This is a genomic window from Pseudomonas sp. R76, from assembly GCF_009834565.1.
GTDB lineage: Bacteria > Pseudomonadota > Gammaproteobacteria > Pseudomonadales > Pseudomonadaceae > Aquipseudomonas.
In genome coordinates, this window is record NZ_CP019428.1 from 4,825,678 (window position 1) to 4,841,604 (window position 15,927).

At 60.3% G+C, this 15,927-nt stretch carries 20 protein-coding genes; 1 reads left to right on the plus strand and 19 read right to left on the minus strand.

Translation table 11 applies throughout. From position 1 onward, the window contains the following. Nucleotides 1-8: 8 nt before the first annotated feature. The 6 genes from PspR76_RS21645 to flhA all read right to left on the minus strand — a co-directional run bounded on the left by PspR76_RS21645 (nucleotide 9) and on the right by flhA (nucleotide 6,479). Nucleotides 9-797, minus strand: coding sequence for a protein phosphatase CheZ (locus PspR76_RS21645; protein ID WP_159958594.1), 789 nt, complete (start codon nucleotides 795-797; stop codon nucleotides 9-11). A gap of 18 nt (nucleotides 798-815) precedes the next feature. Next, entirely contained in the window at nucleotides 816-1,190 is a 375-nt protein-coding gene (locus PspR76_RS21650; protein WP_005790040.1) for a chemotaxis response regulator CheY, read from the minus strand. 168 nt (nucleotides 1,191-1,358) lie between these two features. Further along, nucleotides 1,359-2,099: an RNA polymerase sigma factor FliA gene (fliA, locus tag PspR76_RS21655; protein ID WP_065909829.1), complete on the minus strand. Its 741-nt coding sequence runs from the start codon at nucleotides 2,097-2,099 to the stop codon at nucleotides 1,359-1,361. Next, nucleotides 2,096-2,929, minus strand: coding sequence for a flagellar synthesis regulator FleN (gene fleN / locus PspR76_RS21660; protein ID WP_003192912.1), 834 nt, complete (start codon nucleotides 2,927-2,929; stop codon nucleotides 2,096-2,098). The genes fliA and fleN overlap by 4 nt, the downstream gene beginning before the upstream one ends. Nucleotides 2,930-3,036: 107 nt before the next feature. Then, the gene (gene flhF / locus PspR76_RS21665; protein WP_159958596.1) at nucleotides 3,037-4,353 is read right to left on the minus strand and encodes a flagellar biosynthesis protein FlhF; all 1,317 of its coding nucleotides are present in this window, start codon (nucleotides 4,351-4,353) and stop codon (nucleotides 3,037-3,039) included. A gap of 11 nt (nucleotides 4,354-4,364) precedes the next feature. Beyond that, nucleotides 4,365-6,479 (minus strand): flagellar biosynthesis protein FlhA, encoded by a 2,115-nt coding sequence (flhA, locus tag PspR76_RS21670; RefSeq protein WP_159961581.1) that lies wholly within the window; start codon nucleotides 6,477-6,479, stop codon nucleotides 4,365-4,367. A 514-nt stretch (nucleotides 6,480-6,993) separates the two neighbouring features. On the opposite strand from flhA, the gene PspR76_RS21680 reads away from it, so the two are divergent. Beyond that, nucleotides 6,994-7,254: a DUF6124 family protein gene (locus PspR76_RS21680; protein WP_159958598.1), complete on the plus strand. Its 261-nt coding sequence runs from the start codon at nucleotides 6,994-6,996 to the stop codon at nucleotides 7,252-7,254. Between the two features lie 138 nt (nucleotides 7,255-7,392). On the opposite strand, the gene PspR76_RS21690 is transcribed toward PspR76_RS21680, so the two are convergent. The 13 genes from PspR76_RS21690 to PspR76_RS21750 all read right to left on the minus strand — a co-directional run bounded on the left by PspR76_RS21690 (nucleotide 7,393) and on the right by PspR76_RS21750 (nucleotide 15,909). After that, nucleotides 7,393-7,599: a cold-shock protein gene (locus PspR76_RS21690; RefSeq protein WP_159958600.1), complete on the minus strand. Its 207-nt coding sequence runs from the start codon at nucleotides 7,597-7,599 to the stop codon at nucleotides 7,393-7,395. A gap of 44 nt (nucleotides 7,600-7,643) precedes the next feature. Continuing rightward, on the minus strand, nucleotides 7,644-7,844 hold the full coding sequence (locus PspR76_RS21695) for a cold-shock protein (protein ID WP_159958602.1): 201 nt from the start codon (nucleotides 7,842-7,844) through the stop codon (nucleotides 7,644-7,646). Between the two features lie 195 nt (nucleotides 7,845-8,039). Further along, a complete protein-coding gene (locus PspR76_RS21700; protein WP_159958604.1) occupies nucleotides 8,040-8,210 on the minus strand; it encodes a cold-shock protein in 171 nt (56 codons plus the stop codon). A 184-nt stretch (nucleotides 8,211-8,394) separates the two neighbouring features. Continuing rightward, a complete protein-coding gene (gene flhB, locus PspR76_RS21705; protein ID WP_106576466.1) occupies nucleotides 8,395-9,531 on the minus strand; it encodes a flagellar biosynthesis protein FlhB in 1,137 nt (378 codons plus the stop codon). Between the two features lie 3 nt (nucleotides 9,532-9,534). Continuing rightward, nucleotides 9,535-10,320, minus strand: a complete 786-nt coding sequence (gene fliR / locus PspR76_RS21710) for a flagellar biosynthetic protein FliR (RefSeq protein ID WP_159958606.1) — start codon at nucleotides 10,318-10,320, stop codon at nucleotides 9,535-9,537. A gap of 4 nt (nucleotides 10,321-10,324) precedes the next feature. After that, entirely contained in the window at nucleotides 10,325-10,594 is a 270-nt protein-coding gene (gene fliQ / locus PspR76_RS21715) for a flagellar biosynthesis protein FliQ (RefSeq protein WP_003214552.1), read from the minus strand. Nucleotides 10,595-10,598: 4 nt separating this feature from the next. Then, nucleotides 10,599-11,342, minus strand: coding sequence for a flagellar type III secretion system pore protein FliP (gene fliP / locus PspR76_RS21720; RefSeq protein WP_017134948.1), 744 nt, complete (start codon nucleotides 11,340-11,342; stop codon nucleotides 10,599-10,601). Then, nucleotides 11,342-11,782 (minus strand): flagellar biosynthetic protein FliO, encoded by a 441-nt coding sequence (fliO, locus tag PspR76_RS21725; RefSeq protein WP_159958608.1) that lies wholly within the window; start codon nucleotides 11,780-11,782, stop codon nucleotides 11,342-11,344. Before fliO ends, fliP begins: the two co-directional genes overlap by 1 nt. Nucleotide 11,783: 1 nt before the next feature. After that, a complete protein-coding gene (gene fliN, locus PspR76_RS21730) occupies nucleotides 11,784-12,251 on the minus strand; it encodes a flagellar motor switch protein FliN (protein ID WP_033900765.1) in 468 nt (155 codons plus the stop codon). A gap of 34 nt (nucleotides 12,252-12,285) precedes the next feature. Further along, on the minus strand, nucleotides 12,286-13,254 hold the full coding sequence (fliM, locus tag PspR76_RS21735) for a flagellar motor switch protein FliM (protein ID WP_017735217.1): 969 nt from the start codon (nucleotides 13,252-13,254) through the stop codon (nucleotides 12,286-12,288). Between the two features lie 9 nt (nucleotides 13,255-13,263). After that, nucleotides 13,264-13,767, minus strand: coding sequence for a flagellar basal body-associated protein FliL (gene fliL, locus PspR76_RS21740; RefSeq protein WP_159958610.1), 504 nt, complete (start codon nucleotides 13,765-13,767; stop codon nucleotides 13,264-13,266). 222 nt (nucleotides 13,768-13,989) lie between these two features. Then, nucleotides 13,990-15,342, minus strand: a complete 1,353-nt coding sequence (locus tag PspR76_RS21745; RefSeq protein ID WP_159958612.1) for a flagellar hook-length control protein FliK — start codon at nucleotides 15,340-15,342, stop codon at nucleotides 13,990-13,992. 222 nt (nucleotides 15,343-15,564) lie between these two features. Then, nucleotides 15,565-15,909 (minus strand): Hpt domain-containing protein, encoded by a 345-nt coding sequence (locus tag PspR76_RS21750; protein WP_159958614.1) that lies wholly within the window; start codon nucleotides 15,907-15,909, stop codon nucleotides 15,565-15,567. Nucleotides 15,910-15,927 lie beyond the last annotated feature (18 nt).

Below are 15,927 nucleotides of genomic sequence, written 5' to 3' on the forward strand. Positions count from 1 at the left end.
GGTGCTCCTTAGAAGCCTAAACTGGATAACAGGTCATCTACGTCATCCTGACCTGACATAACGTCTTCACGTTTATCGGCATGAATCTGCGGACCTTCACCCTTGGCGAGATGTTTTTGTGGATCTTTTTCCGAGAGGATCGCTTCGCGGTCATGTTCGATGCCGGCAAAACGATCAACCTGGCCGGCCATGAGCACCAATTTGAGCAGGTTGCTTTCCACTTCGGTGACCAGTTGGGTCACGCGCTTGATCACTTGACCGGTGAGGTCCTGGTAATCCTGGGCGAGCAGAATGTCATTGAGGTTGCTGGCAACCGTGTGGTTTTCCTGCTCGCTGCGCGACAAAAAGCCGTCGACCCGACGCGCCAATTCACGAAACTCTTCCGCACCCACTTCCCGACGCATGAAGCGGCCCCAGTCAACGCTGAGGGCCTGCGCTTCGGTGACCATGCCGTTGACCAGGGGCGTGGCGTTTTCCACCAGGTCCATGGTGCGGTTGGCCGCTGCCTCAGTCAGCCTGACCACGTAGGACAGGCGTTCGGTAGCATCGGTGATTTGCGAAATCTCTTCGGCCTGGGGCATATGCGGGTCAATCTGGAAATTGACGATCGCACTGTGCAGCTCGCGTGTGAGCTTGCCCACTTCCTGGTACAGGCCGCGGTCACGGGTCTGGTTGAGCTCATGGATTAACTGCACCGCGTCGCCGAACTGGCCTTTTTCAAGGCTGTCGACCAACTGGTGAGCATGCTTTTTCAGGGTCGACTCAAAATCGCCCTGTGACGTTTCTTTATGCTCCATAGCTCCCCCGTGGCAGCATCAATGACCGATGCGTTCGAAGATTTTTTCGATCTTCTCTTTCAAGGCCAGCGCAGTGAATGGCTTGACCACGTAACCGTTAACCCCGGCTTGGGCGGCTTCGATGATCTGTTCACGCTTGGCTTCGGCGGTCACCATCAACACAGGCAAGCTGCGCAGTTTTTCATCGGCGCGCACGTGACGCAGCAAGTCAATGCCGGTCATGCCCGGCATGTTCCAGTCGGTTACCAGAAAGTCGATGCTCCCGCTGTTGAGGATCGGAATCGCCGTAATGCCGTCATCCGCCTCGACCGTGTTGGTGAACCCAAGGTCACGCAACAGGTTTTTTATGATCCGCCGCATCGTTGAGAAGTCATCAACGATGAGGATTTTCATGTTCTTGTCCAATTCGACCTCCAAGCAGTCTTAAACGCGCCCAGCACCTGGACGCGCCATTTCAATCAACAGGCGTTACACAAAAAGGACTGCCCAGGGCACCACGGAACGAACCCGCGAAGGCTTGAAGCCTTCGCGGTAGCGTCTGCAGTGTCCCCACACTGCCTGTCAGCGCGCGCGCCACTCTCCCAATCGCCCCCGCAAGCGGGCTGCGCACTGGCTGTGCAACTGGCTGACACGCGATTCGCTGACCCCCAGGACCTCACCGATTTCCTTGAGGTTCAGCTCTTCGTCGTAGTACAGCGCCAACACCAGTCGCTCACGCTCCGGCAAATTGGCAATCGCATCCGCCAATGCGCCCTGGAAACGTTCGTCTTCCAGGTCGCGCGACGGTTCGAGATGAGCACTCGCGCCGTCCTCGTGCAGCCCTTCGTGTTCGCCGTCCTGCAACAGGTCGTCGAAACTGAACAGGCGGCTGCCCAAGGTATCGTTCAAAATCCCGTAGTAATCGTCGAGACTCAATTGGAGTTCGGCCGCAACTTCATGATCTTTAGCGTCACGACCGGTTTTTGCTTCAATTGCGCGAATTGCGTCACTGACCATTCGCGTGTTGCGGTGTACCGAGCGCGGCGCCCAATCCCCTTTACGCACCTCATCGAGCATCGCGCCACGGATACGGATGCCCGCATACGTCTCGAAACTCGCCCCTTTGCTCGCGTCGTATTTGGTCGACACTTCGAGCAAACCGATCATGCCGGCCTGGATCAGGTCTTCGACCTGCACGCTGGCGGGCAGGCGTGCCAGCAGGTGGTAGGCAATGCGCTTGACCAGGGGCGCATAGCGCTCGATCAGTTCGCCCTGGCTGTCACGTGCCGACTTTTTGTAAAGGTTGTAGCCGCTGGATGTCATAGCACAGGTCCCGCGCTCGTCTGATGCACCAATCGCTCGACGAAAAACTCCAGATGCCCCCGAGGGTTGGCGGGCAACGGCCAAGTATCGACCTTCTGGGCAATAGCCTTGAACGCCAGTGCGCACTTCGAACGAGGGAACGCTTCGTAGACTGCACGCTGCTTTTGCACAGCCTTGCGCACACACTCGTCATAAGGAACTGCGCCAACGTATTGTAAGGCGACATCGAGGAAGCGATCCGTGACCTTGGTCAACTTGGCGAACAGGTTTCGCCCTTCCTGCGGGCTTTGGGCCATGTTGGCCAGCACGCGGAAGCGGTTCATGCCGTAGTCACGGTTAAGCAGTTTGATCAAGGCATAGGCGTCGGTGATCGAGGTGGGTTCGTCGCAGACCACCAGCAGCACCTCTTGCGCGGCGCGCACGAAGCTGACCACGGACTCGCCAATGCCGGCGGCGGTGTCGATCACCAGCACGTCGAGGTTGTCGCCGATGTCGCTGAACGCCTGGATCAGGCCGGCATGCTGCGCCGGGCTCAGGTGCACCATGCTCTGGGTGCCCGAAGCGGCCGGCACGATGCGAATGCCACCGGGGCCTTGCAGCAGCACATCGCGCAGCTCGCAGCGGCCTTCAATCACATCGGCAAGGGTGTGTTTGGGTGTCAGCCCCAGCAACACGTCGACGTTCGCCAGGCCCAGGTCAGCATCCAGCAGCATGACGCGACGGCCAAGCTCTGCCAGGGCCAGGGACAAATTCACTGACACGTTAGTTTTCCCGACGCCACCTTTGCCGCCGGTCACCGCGATCACCTGTACGGGATGCATGCTGCCCATTTTATTTCTTTACCTTGTCTTGCTTAGACGCAGGCTACATGGCTTGGCCGCGTGAATCGCTTGCAGACCATCGATGTAGATACATTTCACGGTGTTCATCCTGACCCTCAACCCACCCGCTTGGCGGGGTTGTGGTAAAGGTCGGCGAACATATCGGCCATCGCTTCCTCGCTAGGCTCTTCTTGCATTTGCACACTGACAGCACGGCTGACCAACTGATGACGGCGCGGCAGATGAAGATCATCCGGGATCCGCGGCCCGTCGGTCAGGTAGGCGACCGGTAATTCATGACTGATAGCCAGGCTCAGCACTTCGCCCAGGCTCGCGGTTTCGTCGAGCTTGGTGAGGATGCAACCGGCCAGGCCGCAGCGTTTGTAGCTGTGGTAGGCAGCGGTAAGAACCTGTTTCTGGCTGGTGGTTGCAAGCACCAGGTAATTTTTCGACTTGATGCCACGCCCGGCCAGGCTTTCCAGCTGCATGCGCAGCGCCGGGTCACTGGCTTGCAGGCCAGCGGTGTCGATCAGCACTACGCGTTTGCGCAGCAGCGGGTCGAGGGCGTTGGCCAGGGACTGGCCCGGGTCGACGTGGGTCACCGACACATTGAGAATGCGGCCCAACGTCTTGAGCTGTTCCTGGGCACCGATGCGGTAGCTGTCCATGCTCACCAGCGCGATATTCTGCGCGCCGTACTTGAGCACATAACGCGCAGCCAGCTTGGCCAGGGTGGTGGTCTTGCCCATGCCGGCAGGGCCGACCATGGCAATCACACCGCCCTCTTCCAGCGGTTCGATTTCCGGGGTGACGATCATGCGCGCCAGGTGCGCCAGCAACATGCGCCAGGCTTGGCGCGGTTCTTCAACTTCGGCGGTCAGCGCCAGCAGGTCGCGGGACAACGGGCCGGACAGGCCGATGCGCTGCAGGCGGCGCCACAGGTTGGCCTGTTGCGGCTTGCTGCCTTGCAACTGGTTCCAGGCAAGCGACCCGAGCTGCACTTCGAGCAGTTCACGCAGGCCATTGAGTTCAAAACGCATCGAATCGAACACGCGCTGGTCGACTGCGGCGGCCGGGGCTGGCGCTGCAGGACGTGGCGGTTCTTTGAAAGTCGGTTCAACCAGCGGCTCCGCGGCGGTCAGCGGCAGGCCGGCGAACAACTGGCGATTGGTGGTGGTATCGCTGTCGCCACGCATGCTCAGCTCAGCCTGGGCCGAGACAATGCGCGAAGCGGTCTTGCGCAGCTCGTCTTCGAGTTCCATGTTCGGCACGCGCGGCGCCAAGGCCTGCGGCGTGTAATCCAGCGCAGCCGTAAGCTCGACACCGCCGGCAATGCGACGGTTGCCGATAATCGCGGCATCGGCGCCCAGCTCATCACGTACCAGTTTCATGGCCTGACGCATATCGGCGGCGAAAAAACGCTTAACTTGCATAACCCACTACCTCAGCCGTTGGGCCCTACTGTCGCGACGATAGTCACTTGCTTGTTGTCAGGAATTTCCTGATAAGCCAAAACGTGCAAATTCGGTACTGCCAGGCGTCCAAACCGCGACAACATCGCGCGGACCGGGCCTGCCACCAGCAGAATCACCGGGTGACCCGCCATTTCCTGGCGCTGCGCGGCTTCGATCAACGAGCGCTGCAGTTTTTCCGCCATGCTTGGCTCCAGCAGAACGCCCTCTTCCTGGCCTTGTCCTGCCTTCTGAATACTATTGAGCAATATTTGTTCCAACCTTGGCTCCAAGGTAATAACAGGCAGCTCAGACTCAATGCCTACAATGCTTTGCACGATTGCACGGGACAATCCGACGCGCACCGCCGCCACCAAAGCGGCAGTATCTTGACTCTTGGCGGCATTGTTGGCGATGGCCTCGGCGATGCTGCGAATGTCGCGTACCGGCACCTGTTCGGCAAGCAAGGCTTGCAGCACTTTGAGCAACTGCGACAGCGACAGCACGCCCGGCACCAGCTCTTCGGCCAATTTTGGCGAGGCTTTGGCCAGCAACTCCATCAATTGCTGGACTTCCTCGTGGCCGATCAGCTCGTGGGAGTGTTTGTACAGGATCTGGTTGAGGTGCGTGGCGACTACGGTGCTGGCGTCCACCACGGTGTAACCGAGGGATTGCGCCTGGCTGCGCTGGCTGACTTCAATCCACACCGCTTCGAGGCCAAAAGCCGGATCTTTGGCGGTGATGCCGTTAAGCGTACCGAACACCTGGCCGGGGTTGATCGCCAGTTCGCGGTCGGGGTAAATCTCGGCTTCGGCCAGGATCACGCCCATCAGGGTCAACCGGTAGGCGCTGGGCGCCAGGTCGAGGTTGTCGCGGATATGCACGGTGGGCATCAGGAAGCCCAGGTCCTGGGACAGCTTCTTGCGCACGCCCTTGATCCGCGCCAGCAATTGGCCGCCCTGGTTGCGGTCCACCAACGGAATCAAGCGGTAGCCGACTTCCAGGCCGATCATGTCGATCGGGGTTACGTCATCCCAGCCAAGCTCCTTGGTTTCCTGGGCGCGGGCCGGGGACGGCAGCAGGTCTTGTTGGCGGGCGATCTCCTGCTGGGCCAGGACCTTGACCTGGTTTTGCTTGCGCCAGAACAGGTAAGCACCGCCGGCTGCCATGGCCGCCATGCTCAGGAACGAGACGTGCGGCATGCCCGGCACGATGCCCATGATCGCCATGATGCCCGCCGCCACGGCCAGCGCTTTGGGCGAGGCGAACATCTGCCGGCTGATCTGCTTGCCCATGTCTTCGGAGCCCGAAGCACGGGTCACCATGATCGCCGCCGCTGTGGATAACAACAGTGATGGCAATTGCGCCACTAAACCGTCACCGATGGTCAGCAAGGCATACACCTTGCCCGCATCGCCGAAGGTCATGCCGTGCTGGAAGATACCGACCGCCATGCCGCCGATCAGGTTGATGAACAGAATCAACAGGCCGGCGATGGCGTCACCGCGTACGAATTTGCTCGCGCCGTCCATGGAACCATAGAACTCGGCCTCCTGGGCCACTTCCAGGCGGCGGGACTTGGCCTGGTTCTGGTCGATCAGGCCGGCGTTGAGGTCGGCGTCGATGGCCATTTGTTTGCCGGGCATGGCGTCGAGGGTAAACCGCGCGCTCACCTCGGAAATCCGCCCGGCGCCCTTGGTCACCACCACGAAGTTGATGATCATCAGGATCGCGAACACCACGATACCGACCACGTAGTTACCGCCGATCACCACCTCACCGAAAGCCTGGATAACCTTACCGGCGGCGGCGTGGCCGTCCTGGCCGTGGAGCATCACCACCCGCGTGGACGCCACATTGAGCGCCAGGCGCAGCAGCGTTGCAATCAGCAGGATGGTGGGGAAAACCGCGAAATCCAGTGGGCGCAGGGCGTACACGCAGACCAGCAGCACCACCACCGACAAGGCGATGTTGAAGGTGAAGAACACATCGAGCAGGAACGGCGGCATCGGCAACATCATCATTGCCAGCATCACCAGCAACAACAACGGCACACCCAGGTTGCCCCGCGACAAGTCAGTCAGGGTGCCACGGGCCGTGTTGAGCATTTGAGAGCGATCTACCACCGGTATTCCTCGTGTTCCTTGAAGCAAAGTTTTGACGCTGAGAGGCGTCCTGGAGGCGGTATTGCAAGAAGCCTTCCAACTTTTGCTCTGAGACTCAGATGACCGTACAAGCGACCGCGCCTTCCGGGTGTAAATCCATTCAAATGTGGGAGGGGGCTTGCTCCCGAAGGCGGTGGTTCAGTTAGAACTGTTTTGAATGATCGTTCCCACGCTCTGCGTGGGAATGCAGCCAGGGACGCTCCGCGTCCCAACTTGAGCCCTGCGCAACGGTGACGCAGAGCGTCACGGGAGGCATTCCCACGCGGGTGCGTGGGAACGATCTTCACAGTTGGAACTGTGTACATCTGCTGCCATTGAGGAAATTTCCGACAAGGTTTTCGGGTTGCCCCTAGGAACTGGGCTCACTAGTCTCCGCACACCGCTGCAAACGCAGTGGTCGGGCGTCGCGGCTCGCAATATCAAGGAGCTCTCTTATTTCTTTCCACGGAGCGACGCCATGTCCAAAACCACACAAAACGCCCCCACCGTGCTCTTCACCTTCATCGACGGCATCAGCACCGAAGACCTGATGGTCAACCTCACCGAAACCCTGGCTTCCACCCACGCACTGACCTGCGATTTCGCCTTTGATCTAGAAGGTTCGCAGCGAGAAGGCGCGCTGGGCATAGCGCAGTTGATTGAGGTAGCGAAGTTGCTGGCTGATCGACTGCTGGATGAGCGAGAACCGTCATCCGCAGCAACGCAGGGCAACCCCTAGACCCAAAAGCCAACACCGATCGTTCCCGCGCTCTGCGTGGGAATGCCGCCTGGGACGCTCTGCGTCCCGATTTGAGCCCTGCGCAACGGTGACGCGGAGCGTCACGGGATGCATTCCCACGCGGGAGCGTGGGAACGATCAATCAACAGGCCGTAAGTTAGCGGCCTGCAGGCCTTTTGCCCCTTGAGTAACCTCGTATTCTACTTTTTGGTTCTCTTCCAGAGTCTTGTACCCATCCCGTGCTATTGCTGAGAAGTGGACGAAAACATCCGGGCTCCCATCGTCTTGCGTAATAAACCCAAAACCCTTTTCAGCGTTAAACCATTTCACTTTGCCTGTTGCCATTGCCCTTCTCCTGACATCGCGCTCGAAACCCGACACGCACGTCGCTAGATAATCTTTATGTAGAGCGCAAAGACGCCCGTGGGCCGATGAATCCTCGCCAGTTGCACCCGCTGCCCATTTTTCAACCGGCGCGCACCCAGACTCCTGCGATCCACACGTACGGGCTCTTCGCCGCCATCCACTGCGATCCAACCTTCACCGGTTTTTTGGTTGTACGATTTGATCGTGCCCGTCACCGCTTCCATCACCACTCCCCCTGCATCTCGCAACTACTTGTGTGCAGTGTGTGCTGTCATGGAACCGCAGGAAGGCGAGGCTGGCTACTGTCAAAGTTGACAGGTAGACGGGGGTTGCGGACGGGTGGTAGAGGGCGGGTGAAAACCGAGGAACATGCTGAGCGGCTTGCCACAACAAGCGCTGTTCCCGGACCGGGTCCAGTTTTATTTTTTTCGCTGGCGAGATGTTCGCGCCTTGGGCGGCACCGGCAACACATCGACTGCGCTGCATTGATCGCCCGCCGGCTGCACGGGCACCGCATTGCCATCGCGGTCCCTGGCAATAAAACCAATGCCCTTGACCGCGTCGAACCACCTGACCGTGCCCCTGTCCATCACCGCTCTCCCGAGCAGCGCATAAAGGCGCGCCGCGCCGCTCTATCAAACAGTGAAGGCGGTGTAATGGGTACTGTCAAAGTTGACAGGTAAGCGCGGGTTTTAGACAGATGGCCGGCGTTGGCTGTTATACCGCCATCGCGGGCAAGCCCGGCTCCCACAGGGGAATGCGCTCAAGGATGACTCAGGAATCGCGGCGCAAGTCCGGTGGAATCGGCAGGTCTTTAAGCGGATCAGGCCGCTTGCCCTTGCCCGCCCGGTACTGGCGGATCTGATAGACGTAGGCCAACACCTGCGCCACCGCCAAATACAGCCCTGCAGGAATCTCCTGATCCAGATCCGTGGAGTAGAAAATCGAGCGCGCCAGCTCCGGCGACTCCAGCAACAGGATGTCGTTGGCCACGGCGATTTCGCGGATTTTCAGCGCGGTAAAGTCGCTGCCCTTGGCCAGCAGCATCGGCGCGCCGCCCTTCTCCGGGTCGTACTTGAGCGCCACGGCGTAGTGGGTCGGGTTGGTGATGACCACGTCGGCATCCGGCACCGCCGCCATCATCTTGCGCTGGGACATTTCGCGCTGCAGCTGACGAATACGCTGTTTGACCTCGGGGCGGCCCTCTTGGTCTTTGTGCTCGTCGCGCACTTCCTGCTTGGTCATCAGCAGCTTCTTGTGGCTCTCCCACAGCTGGATCGGCGCGTCCACGGCGGCGATGATGATCAGCCCGCAGGCCATCCACAGCGCACTCCAGCCCACCACTTGCACGCTATGGATGATCGCCGACTCCAGCGGCTCATGGGCGATGCGCAGCAAGTCGTCGATGTCGGACGACAACACCGTCAGCGCCACAAACAGAATCAGGATGAATTTCGCCAGCGCCTTGAGCAGCTCCACCAACGCCTTGGTGGAAAACATGCGCTTGAGCCCAGGCCCAGGGTTCATGCGGCTGAACTTGGGCGCCATGCTGCCGGCGGCGAACAGCCAGCCGCCGAGGGACACCGGCCCGATCAAGGCCGCCAACAGCAGCGTGATCAGCACCGGCTGCACCGCCAGAATTGCGATCTTGCCCGAGTGCAGCAGGTACTGGCCCATGGCGCCGGGGCTGAGCAGCACTTCGCGGGGCAAGGAGAAGTTGAGTTTCATCAACTCCATCATGTCCAGCGCCAAACCACCGCCGTAAATCAACAGGCCACCGGAGCCGGCGAGCATCACGGCGAGGGTATTGAGCTCTTTGGAGCGCGCAATCTCGCCCTTTTCCCTGGAGTCCTTTTTACGTTTCTCCGTGGGGTCTTCTGTTTTGTCCTGACCACTCTCGCTCTCGGCCATGGCTCAACCCGCCCGTGCCAGATCACGTAAGAACTGCAAGGCGTCAGTCGCCAGCGGTTGATACTGATTGAGAATGTCGGCCATGCCGATCCAGAAAATCCCCATGCCCAACACCAGGGTCAACGGGAAACCAATCGAGAAAATGTTCAGCTGCGGCGCCGCGCGGGTCATCACGCCAAAGGCGATGTTGACCACCAGCAGCGCGGTGATTGCCGGCAACACCAGCAACAGCGAAGCGCCCAGCACCCAGCTCAGGCGCCCCACCAGCTCCCAGAAGTGATTGACCACCAGCCCCGAGCCCACCGGCAAGGTGGTGAAACTTTCGGTCATGACCTCGAACACCACCAAGTGGCCGTTCATGGCCAGGAACAGCAAGGTCACCAACATGGTCAGGAACTGGCCGATCACCGCCACCGACACGCCGTTGGTGGGGTCGACCATGGACGCGAAGCCCATGCCCATCTGAATCGAGATGATTTGCCCGGCGATCACAAACGCCTGGAAGAACAACGTCAGCGAGAAGCCCAGCAGCGCACCAATGAGGATTTGCTCGGCAATCAGCAGCAGCGCACTCAAGTCCAGGGCATTCACCGGCGGCATCGGCGGCAAACCGGGCACGATGACCACGGTAATGGCGAAGGCGAAATACAGGCGAATGCGCCGTGGGACCAAGGTGGTGCCGAACACCGGCATGGTCATCAGCACCGCCGTGACGCGGAACATCGGCAGGATGAACGACGCCACCCAGGTGCTGATCTGGGTGTCGGTCAAGGCCAGCACAGATTGCATGCGGTCAGCCGATCAACTGCGGAATACTGCCGTACAGCTGCAGGATGTATTCCATAAAGGTTTGCACCAGCCACGGGCCGGCGACGATCAAGGTGATCAGCATCACCAGCAAACGCGGGAGGAAGCTCAAGGTTTGTTCGTTGATCTGGGTCGCGGCCTGGAACATCGCCACCAGCAGGCCGACCAACAGGCTCGGCACCACCAGCACGGCGACCATCATGGTGGTCAGCCACAGCGCTTCACGAAACAGGTCGACCGCTACTTCTGGGGTCATGGCGCTACACTCCGCCGAAACTGCTGGCCAGCGTGCCGATAATCAGCGCCCAGCCATCCACCAGCACAAACAGCATGATCTTGAACGGCAGCGAAATAATCAGCGGCGACAGCATCATCATCCCCATGGCCATCAGCACGCTCGCCACCACCAGGTCGATGATCAGGAACGGGATGAAAATCATGAAGCCGATCTGGAACGCCGTCTTCAATTCGGAGGTGACGAACGCCGGCACCAGGATGGTCAATGGCGCCTGATCCGGCGTGGCAATGTCGGTGCGCTTGGACAAACGCATAAACAGCTCAAGGTCGCTGGAGCGGGTTTGCGACAGCATGAAGTCCTTGATCGGGCCTTGGGCCTTGTCGATCGCGTCCTGGGCCGTGAGTTTTTCCGCCAGGTACGGTTGCAGGGCTTGCTGGTTCACCTTGTCGAACACCGGCGCCATGATGAACAGCGTCAAAAACAGCGCCATGCCGGTGAGAATCTGGTTCGACGGTGTCTGCTGCAGGCCCAGGGCCTGACGCAGAATCGAGAACACGATGATGATCCGCGTGAAGCTGGTCATCAGCATCACAAACGCCGGGATAAAACTCAGCGCGGTCATGATCAGCAGGATCTGCAGGCTGACCGAATATTCCTGGGCGCCGGCAGCGTTGGTGCCCAGCGTGATCGCCGGGATCGACAACGGGTCGGCCGCCAACGCCAACGGCGCGGCCAGCAACAGCATGAGCGTCAATAAAACGCGCATTACTTCTTATCCTTCTGATCCTTGCCCAGCAACTCCATCAGGCGCTGGGCGAATTCTGGCGTGGCGGCCTCGGTCCTGGCCACTTCTACCGGCGACTTGAGCACGTGCAGCGGGGTGATGCGGCCGGGCGTGATACCCAGCAGAATCTGTTCCTCGCCGACTTGCACCAGCACCAGACGATCACGCGGGCCGAGGGCGCGCGAGCCGATCATCTCGATAACCTGGCCATTGCCCGGGCCGATGCGCTGCACGCGGCGCATCAACCAGGCCAGCACAAAAATCAACCCCACCACCAGCAACAGGCCCAGCACCAACTGGGTCAGTTGCCCGCCGATGCCACTGCTGACTACGGGCGCCGCAGCCGCCGCTTGTGCGATCGGCTCAGCCGCCAGGGCGCTCAATGGCAGCGCCAGAAACAGTCCCGCCATCGAATACTTCATATCAGCGCAACTTCTTGATGCGTTCGCTCGGGCTGATCACATCCGTCAGGCGGATGCCGAACTTCTCGTTGACCACCACCACTTCGCCATGGGCGATCAGCGTGCCGTTGACCAGCACGTCCAGCGGCTCGCCAGCCAGGCGGTCGAGCTCGATCACTGAGCCCTGGTTGAGCTGCAGCAGGTTGCGGATGTTGATTTCGGTGCTGCCGACTTCCATGGAAATCGACACCGGGATGTCGAGGATCACATCCAGGTTCGGGCCGTCGAGGGTCACCGGGTCGTTGTTTTTCGGCACGCTGCCGAATTCTTCCATCGGCAGGCGGTTGCCGGCCGGCGCGGTGGCGGCGTCGGCGGCCAGCAGCGCGTCGATGTCGTCCTGGCCAACATCGCCGGTTTCTTCCAGGGCCGCAGCCCACTCGTCAGCCAGGGCCTGGTCTTCGGCGGAAGTGTTTTCGTGTTCGGTAGCCATTACATGTCCTCGGCGAAGCAAAAATTATTGTTGATCAGCGACGGTTGATCGGTTCGATCACTTGCAACGCCAGGTTGCCTTTGTGCGAACCCAGCTTGACCTTGAACGACGGCACGCCGTTGGCACGCATGATCATTTCTTCCGGCAACTCCACGGGAATCACATCGCCGGGCTGCATGTGCAAAATATCGCGCAAACGCAACTGGCGACGGGCCACAGTGGCGCTCAAAGGTACGTCGACGTCGAGCAGGTCTTCGCGCAAGGCCTTGACCCAGCGCTCGTCCTGGTCGTCCAGGTCGGACTGGAAACCGGCGTCGAGCATCTCGCGCACCGGCTCGATCATCGAGTACGGCATGGTCACGTGCAGGTCGCCGCCACCGCCATCGAGTTCGATGTGGAAGGTGGAGACCACAATAGCTTCGCTGGGGCCGACGATGTTGGCCATGGCCGGGTTCACTTCCGAGTTGATGTACTCGAAATTGACTTCCATGATCGCCTGCCAGGCTTCCTTCAAGTCGATAAAGGCCTGCTCCAGCACCATGCGCACCACGCGCAGTTCAGTCGGGGTGAATTCACGGCCTTCGATCTTGGCGTGACGGCCGTCGCCGCCGAAGAAGTTGTCCACCAGCTTGAACACCAGTTTGGCGTCAAGGATGAACAGCGCAGTGCCGCGCAACGGCTTGATCTTGACCAGGTTGAGGCTGGTGGGCACGTACAGCGAGTGCACGTATTCGCCGAACTTCATCACCTGCACGCCGCCCACCGCCACGTCCGCCGAACGGCGCAGCATGTTGAACATGCTGATACGGGTGTAGCGGGCGAAACGCTCGTTGATCATTTCCAGCGTCGGCATACGTCCACGGACGATGCGATCCTGGCTGGTCAGGTCATAACTTTTGACGCTGCCGGGTTCGGCAGCCATTTCGGTCTGTACCAGACCATCGTCGACGCCATGTAACAGCGCGTCGATTTCATCCTGGGACAGCAGGTCTTGCACGGCCATGTCGTGATCCTACTGCAATACGAAGTTAGTGAAGAGCGCCTGCTCAACCACGACTTTGCCGAGCTCTTTCTGGGCCACTTCCTGCACGCTGGCAGTGACCTTCTGGCGCAGCATTTCCTGGCCGACCGGGGTGGCGAGGCTGTCGAAGCTCTGCCCGGAGAACAGCATCACCAGGTTGTTGCGGATCACTGGCATATGCACTTTGAGCGCATCCAGGTCCGCCTGGTTACGCGCCAGCAAGGTGATGCTCACCTGCAGGTAGCGTTGACGGCCGTTCTGATTGAAGTTGGCGACAAAGGCCGGAAGCATCGGCTCGAAGATTGCCGGTTGCTTGACGTTACTGGCGGTTTCGGCGGCGGGTGCCGGTTTGCTTGCACTGCTGTGCATGATGTACCAAGTGCCGCCCACCGAGGCGCCAATGGCCAGGAGCAGGCCCAGCACGATCAACAGGATTAGCTTGAGCTTGCCTTTGCCTGCGGGGGGAGTTGCTGCTGCGTCGTCGCTCTTCGCCATGCCAATAATCCGTCACTATTCTGGGATTCATAGATCTACGGAAAGGCAAGAGCAAGTGTTATGCCAGAGTTGTCTGGTAATTCAGGTAAGAGCGAACACCCCAAATCAAATGTGGGAGCTGGCTTGCCTGCGATGGCGGTGGGTCAGTTGGCATTTCTGTCACTGATACACCGCTATCGCAGGCAAGCCAGCTCCCACATTTTGATCTTCTTAAGGCTCAGGTCAGGCGTAATAGTCAACGGCGCTGGAGCCGATCACAGTCTGGCTCACCGGCGCGACCGCCGCCGCCACTTCAGCGTGATCACCCGCATCCCCGCCCTCACCGCGCCCGCCGCTGCCACTCACGCCGCGCGCCTGGTTCTGCTGTTGTTGCTCCTGGCCCTGCCCCTGCCAGCCACGGGACTGGTCGGAGACGTTAACGTCGACCTGCCCCATGCCCTGCTGGGCAAACATCTCGCGCAAACGGCCGGACTGGGTTTCCAGCGCTTCACGCACCACCGCGTGACCACTCATGAAAGTGACCTGGGCTTGTTGGTCCGCGGTCATGTTGACCTTGATATCCAGGCGCCCCAGCTCGGCCGGCTGCAACTGGATCTCCGCCGACTTGAGGTTGGCGCTGGACAGGTACATCACGCGGTTGACCACTTCCTCGGTCCAACCGCTCTGGTGCATGGCCAACGGGGCATTCGCAACGGGTGGCAAGGCATTCGCGGTTTTCGGCGTGGCGGCCTGGGTCAGCGCGGCCAGGCGGTTGGCGAAGTCATCGACGCGGGTGTCGCTGCTGGCGTCTTTCAAATCTTTGAGGCCGCCTTCGATCAAGCCACTGAAGGCTTTGTCGCCGCCCTGGTCAGTGCTGTCTTTGGTGGCTTGCTGGTCGACCATATTGGCCAGGCCAGCGGCAAAGTTCTGCGCAGCGGTCGGCTGATCCTGGGTCGGCGCGGGTGCAGCTTTCTGCGGCGTCTGGCTGCTGGCCGAGACGTGACCGCCCTGCTCCATCGCCAGGCGCACGGCCGGCATCGAATCCAGCGGGTCGGCTGCCGGGTCGAAGGCGGGCTGCTTGGCTTCATCGGTGGCGGCGACCGGTGCGGCGACGACCGGCTGGGCCTTGTCGTCCTGGGTCGCGGCAACCGGGGCCGGGGTTTCGACGGGCACCGGAACGGCAACCGGGGTGACGGTGGCAATCAAGGCCGGGTCGACGACCGGGTCAACCGGCGGTTGCTGCACCAGGGACGGGTCGGTGGGTTTGTCGTCGTCACTGCTGGTGCTGTCGTCGGACGTGGCCGGTGGCTTGGCAGGCAAGGGATTGCCGCTATCGGCAACCGCTGGCGTGCTGGCGGCAGGCTTGTCGTTGCTGTTTGCAGGCTTGGCGCTGGCGTCGGAAGGCTTGTTATTCGCGGGTTTAGCTGGAGTGTCGTCGGTCTTTACCGTGGGCTTCGAGCCCTGGCTGGCGAACACTTGAGCAAAGCCCTGGGCCTTGTCCCGCGGGTCCGCAGCCGCTACCGCAGGGGTGGCGGCCGGCGCTTGAGGCTTGGCCGCGGGGGCAGCCTGAAGGAGCGAATTCGGGGCGACTGGCATAGGTAAAGGTCTCCACTGCATTGGGGATCGGGGATGCAGTATTGGGAGGTAGAGCAAGAGTTGGGCCAGGTTTGCATTTTTGCGGACAAATCGCCTGCTCAATGTGGGAGCTGGCTTGCCTGCGATGCGGTGTAACAGTGACGAATGAGTTGACTGACTCACCGCATCGCAGGCAAGCCAGCTCCCACAGTTGGGTTGTCATATAGGTATTACACAGGTGACTCAGAGGCTGAACCGCTGCCTTTCCGATTCATACAACGGCCGAACCAAAGCAAACTCACGATCAATCTGATCAACCAACGCCCCAAGGTCCGCTGTCGATTCAACTGACTCCACCTCCAGGCGCTGGCACAACTGCGCCAATTGCACCGCCCCAAGGTTGCCACTGCTGCCTTTAAAGCTATGCGCAATCCGCCCCAACGCCTTGGCATCATCACGCGCCCCGCGCAACTCATCGATGCGTTTCTTTGAATCCTCAATGAAGGTATCAAGCAACTTGGGATACTCGCCCTCCATAACCTCCTGCAAACCCGACAACACGTCAGGGTCCAGATGAATCTCATCCACTTGCTCGCTCCTTGATCA

What these genes read in the sequence shown, in the direction of transcription:
- PspR76_RS21645 (WP_159958594.1), bottom strand. Translation starts at nt 797, where the DNA reads ATGGAGCATAAAGAAACGTCACAGGGCGATTTTGAGTCGACCCTGAAA.
- PspR76_RS21650 (WP_005790040.1), bottom strand. Translation starts at nt 1,190, where the DNA reads ATGAAAATCCTCATCGTTGATGACTTCTCAACGATGCGGCGGATCATA.
- PspR76_RS21690 (WP_159958600.1), bottom strand. Translation starts at nt 7,599, where the DNA reads ATGGCAACAGGCAAAGTGAAATGGTTTAACGCTGAAAAGGGTTTTGGG.
- fliL (WP_159958610.1), bottom strand. Translation starts at nt 13,767, where the DNA reads ATGGCGAAGAGCGACGACGCAGCAGCAACTCCCCCCGCAGGCAAAGGC.
- flhF (WP_159958596.1), bottom strand. Translation starts at nt 4,353, where the DNA reads ATGCAAGTTAAGCGTTTTTTCGCCGCCGATATGCGTCAGGCCATGAAA.
- flhA (WP_159961581.1), bottom strand. Translation starts at nt 6,479, where the DNA reads ATGCTCAACACGGCCCGTGGCACCCTGACTGACTTGTCGCGGGGCAAC.
- fliN (WP_033900765.1), bottom strand. Translation starts at nt 12,251, where the DNA reads ATGGCTACCGAACACGAAAACACTTCCGCCGAAGACCAGGCCCTGGCT.
- fliR (WP_159958606.1), bottom strand. Translation starts at nt 10,320, where the DNA reads ATGCAATCTGTGCTGGCCTTGACCGACACCCAGATCAGCACCTGGGTG.
- PspR76_RS21680 (WP_159958598.1), top strand. Translation starts at nt 6,994, where the DNA reads ATGTCCAAAACCACACAAAACGCCCCCACCGTGCTCTTCACCTTCATC.
- fliA (WP_065909829.1), bottom strand. Translation starts at nt 2,099, where the DNA reads ATGACATCCAGCGGCTACAACCTTTACAAAAAGTCGGCACGTGACAGC.
- fliO (WP_159958608.1), bottom strand. Translation starts at nt 11,782, where the DNA reads ATGAAGTATTCGATGGCGGGACTGTTTCTGGCGCTGCCATTGAGCGCC.
- fliM (WP_017735217.1), bottom strand. Translation starts at nt 13,254, where the DNA reads ATGGCCGTGCAAGACCTGCTGTCCCAGGATGAAATCGACGCGCTGTTA.
- flhB (WP_106576466.1), bottom strand. Translation starts at nt 9,531, where the DNA reads ATGGCCGAGAGCGAGAGTGGTCAGGACAAAACAGAAGACCCCACGGAG.
- fleN (WP_003192912.1), bottom strand. Translation starts at nt 2,929, where the DNA reads ATGGGCAGCATGCATCCCGTACAGGTGATCGCGGTGACCGGCGGCAAA.
- fliQ (WP_003214552.1), bottom strand. Translation starts at nt 10,594, where the DNA reads ATGACCCCAGAAGTAGCGGTCGACCTGTTTCGTGAAGCGCTGTGGCTG.
- PspR76_RS21700 (WP_159958604.1), bottom strand. Translation starts at nt 8,210, where the DNA reads ATGGACAGGGGCACGGTCAGGTGGTTCGACGCGGTCAAGGGCATTGGT.
- PspR76_RS21695 (WP_159958602.1), bottom strand. Translation starts at nt 7,844, where the DNA reads ATGGAAGCGGTGACGGGCACGATCAAATCGTACAACCAAAAAACCGGT.
- fliP (WP_017134948.1), bottom strand. Translation starts at nt 11,342, where the DNA reads ATGCGCGTTTTATTGACGCTCATGCTGTTGCTGGCCGCGCCGTTGGCG.
- PspR76_RS21745 (WP_159958612.1), bottom strand. Translation starts at nt 15,342, where the DNA reads ATGCCAGTCGCCCCGAATTCGCTCCTTCAGGCTGCCCCCGCGGCCAAG.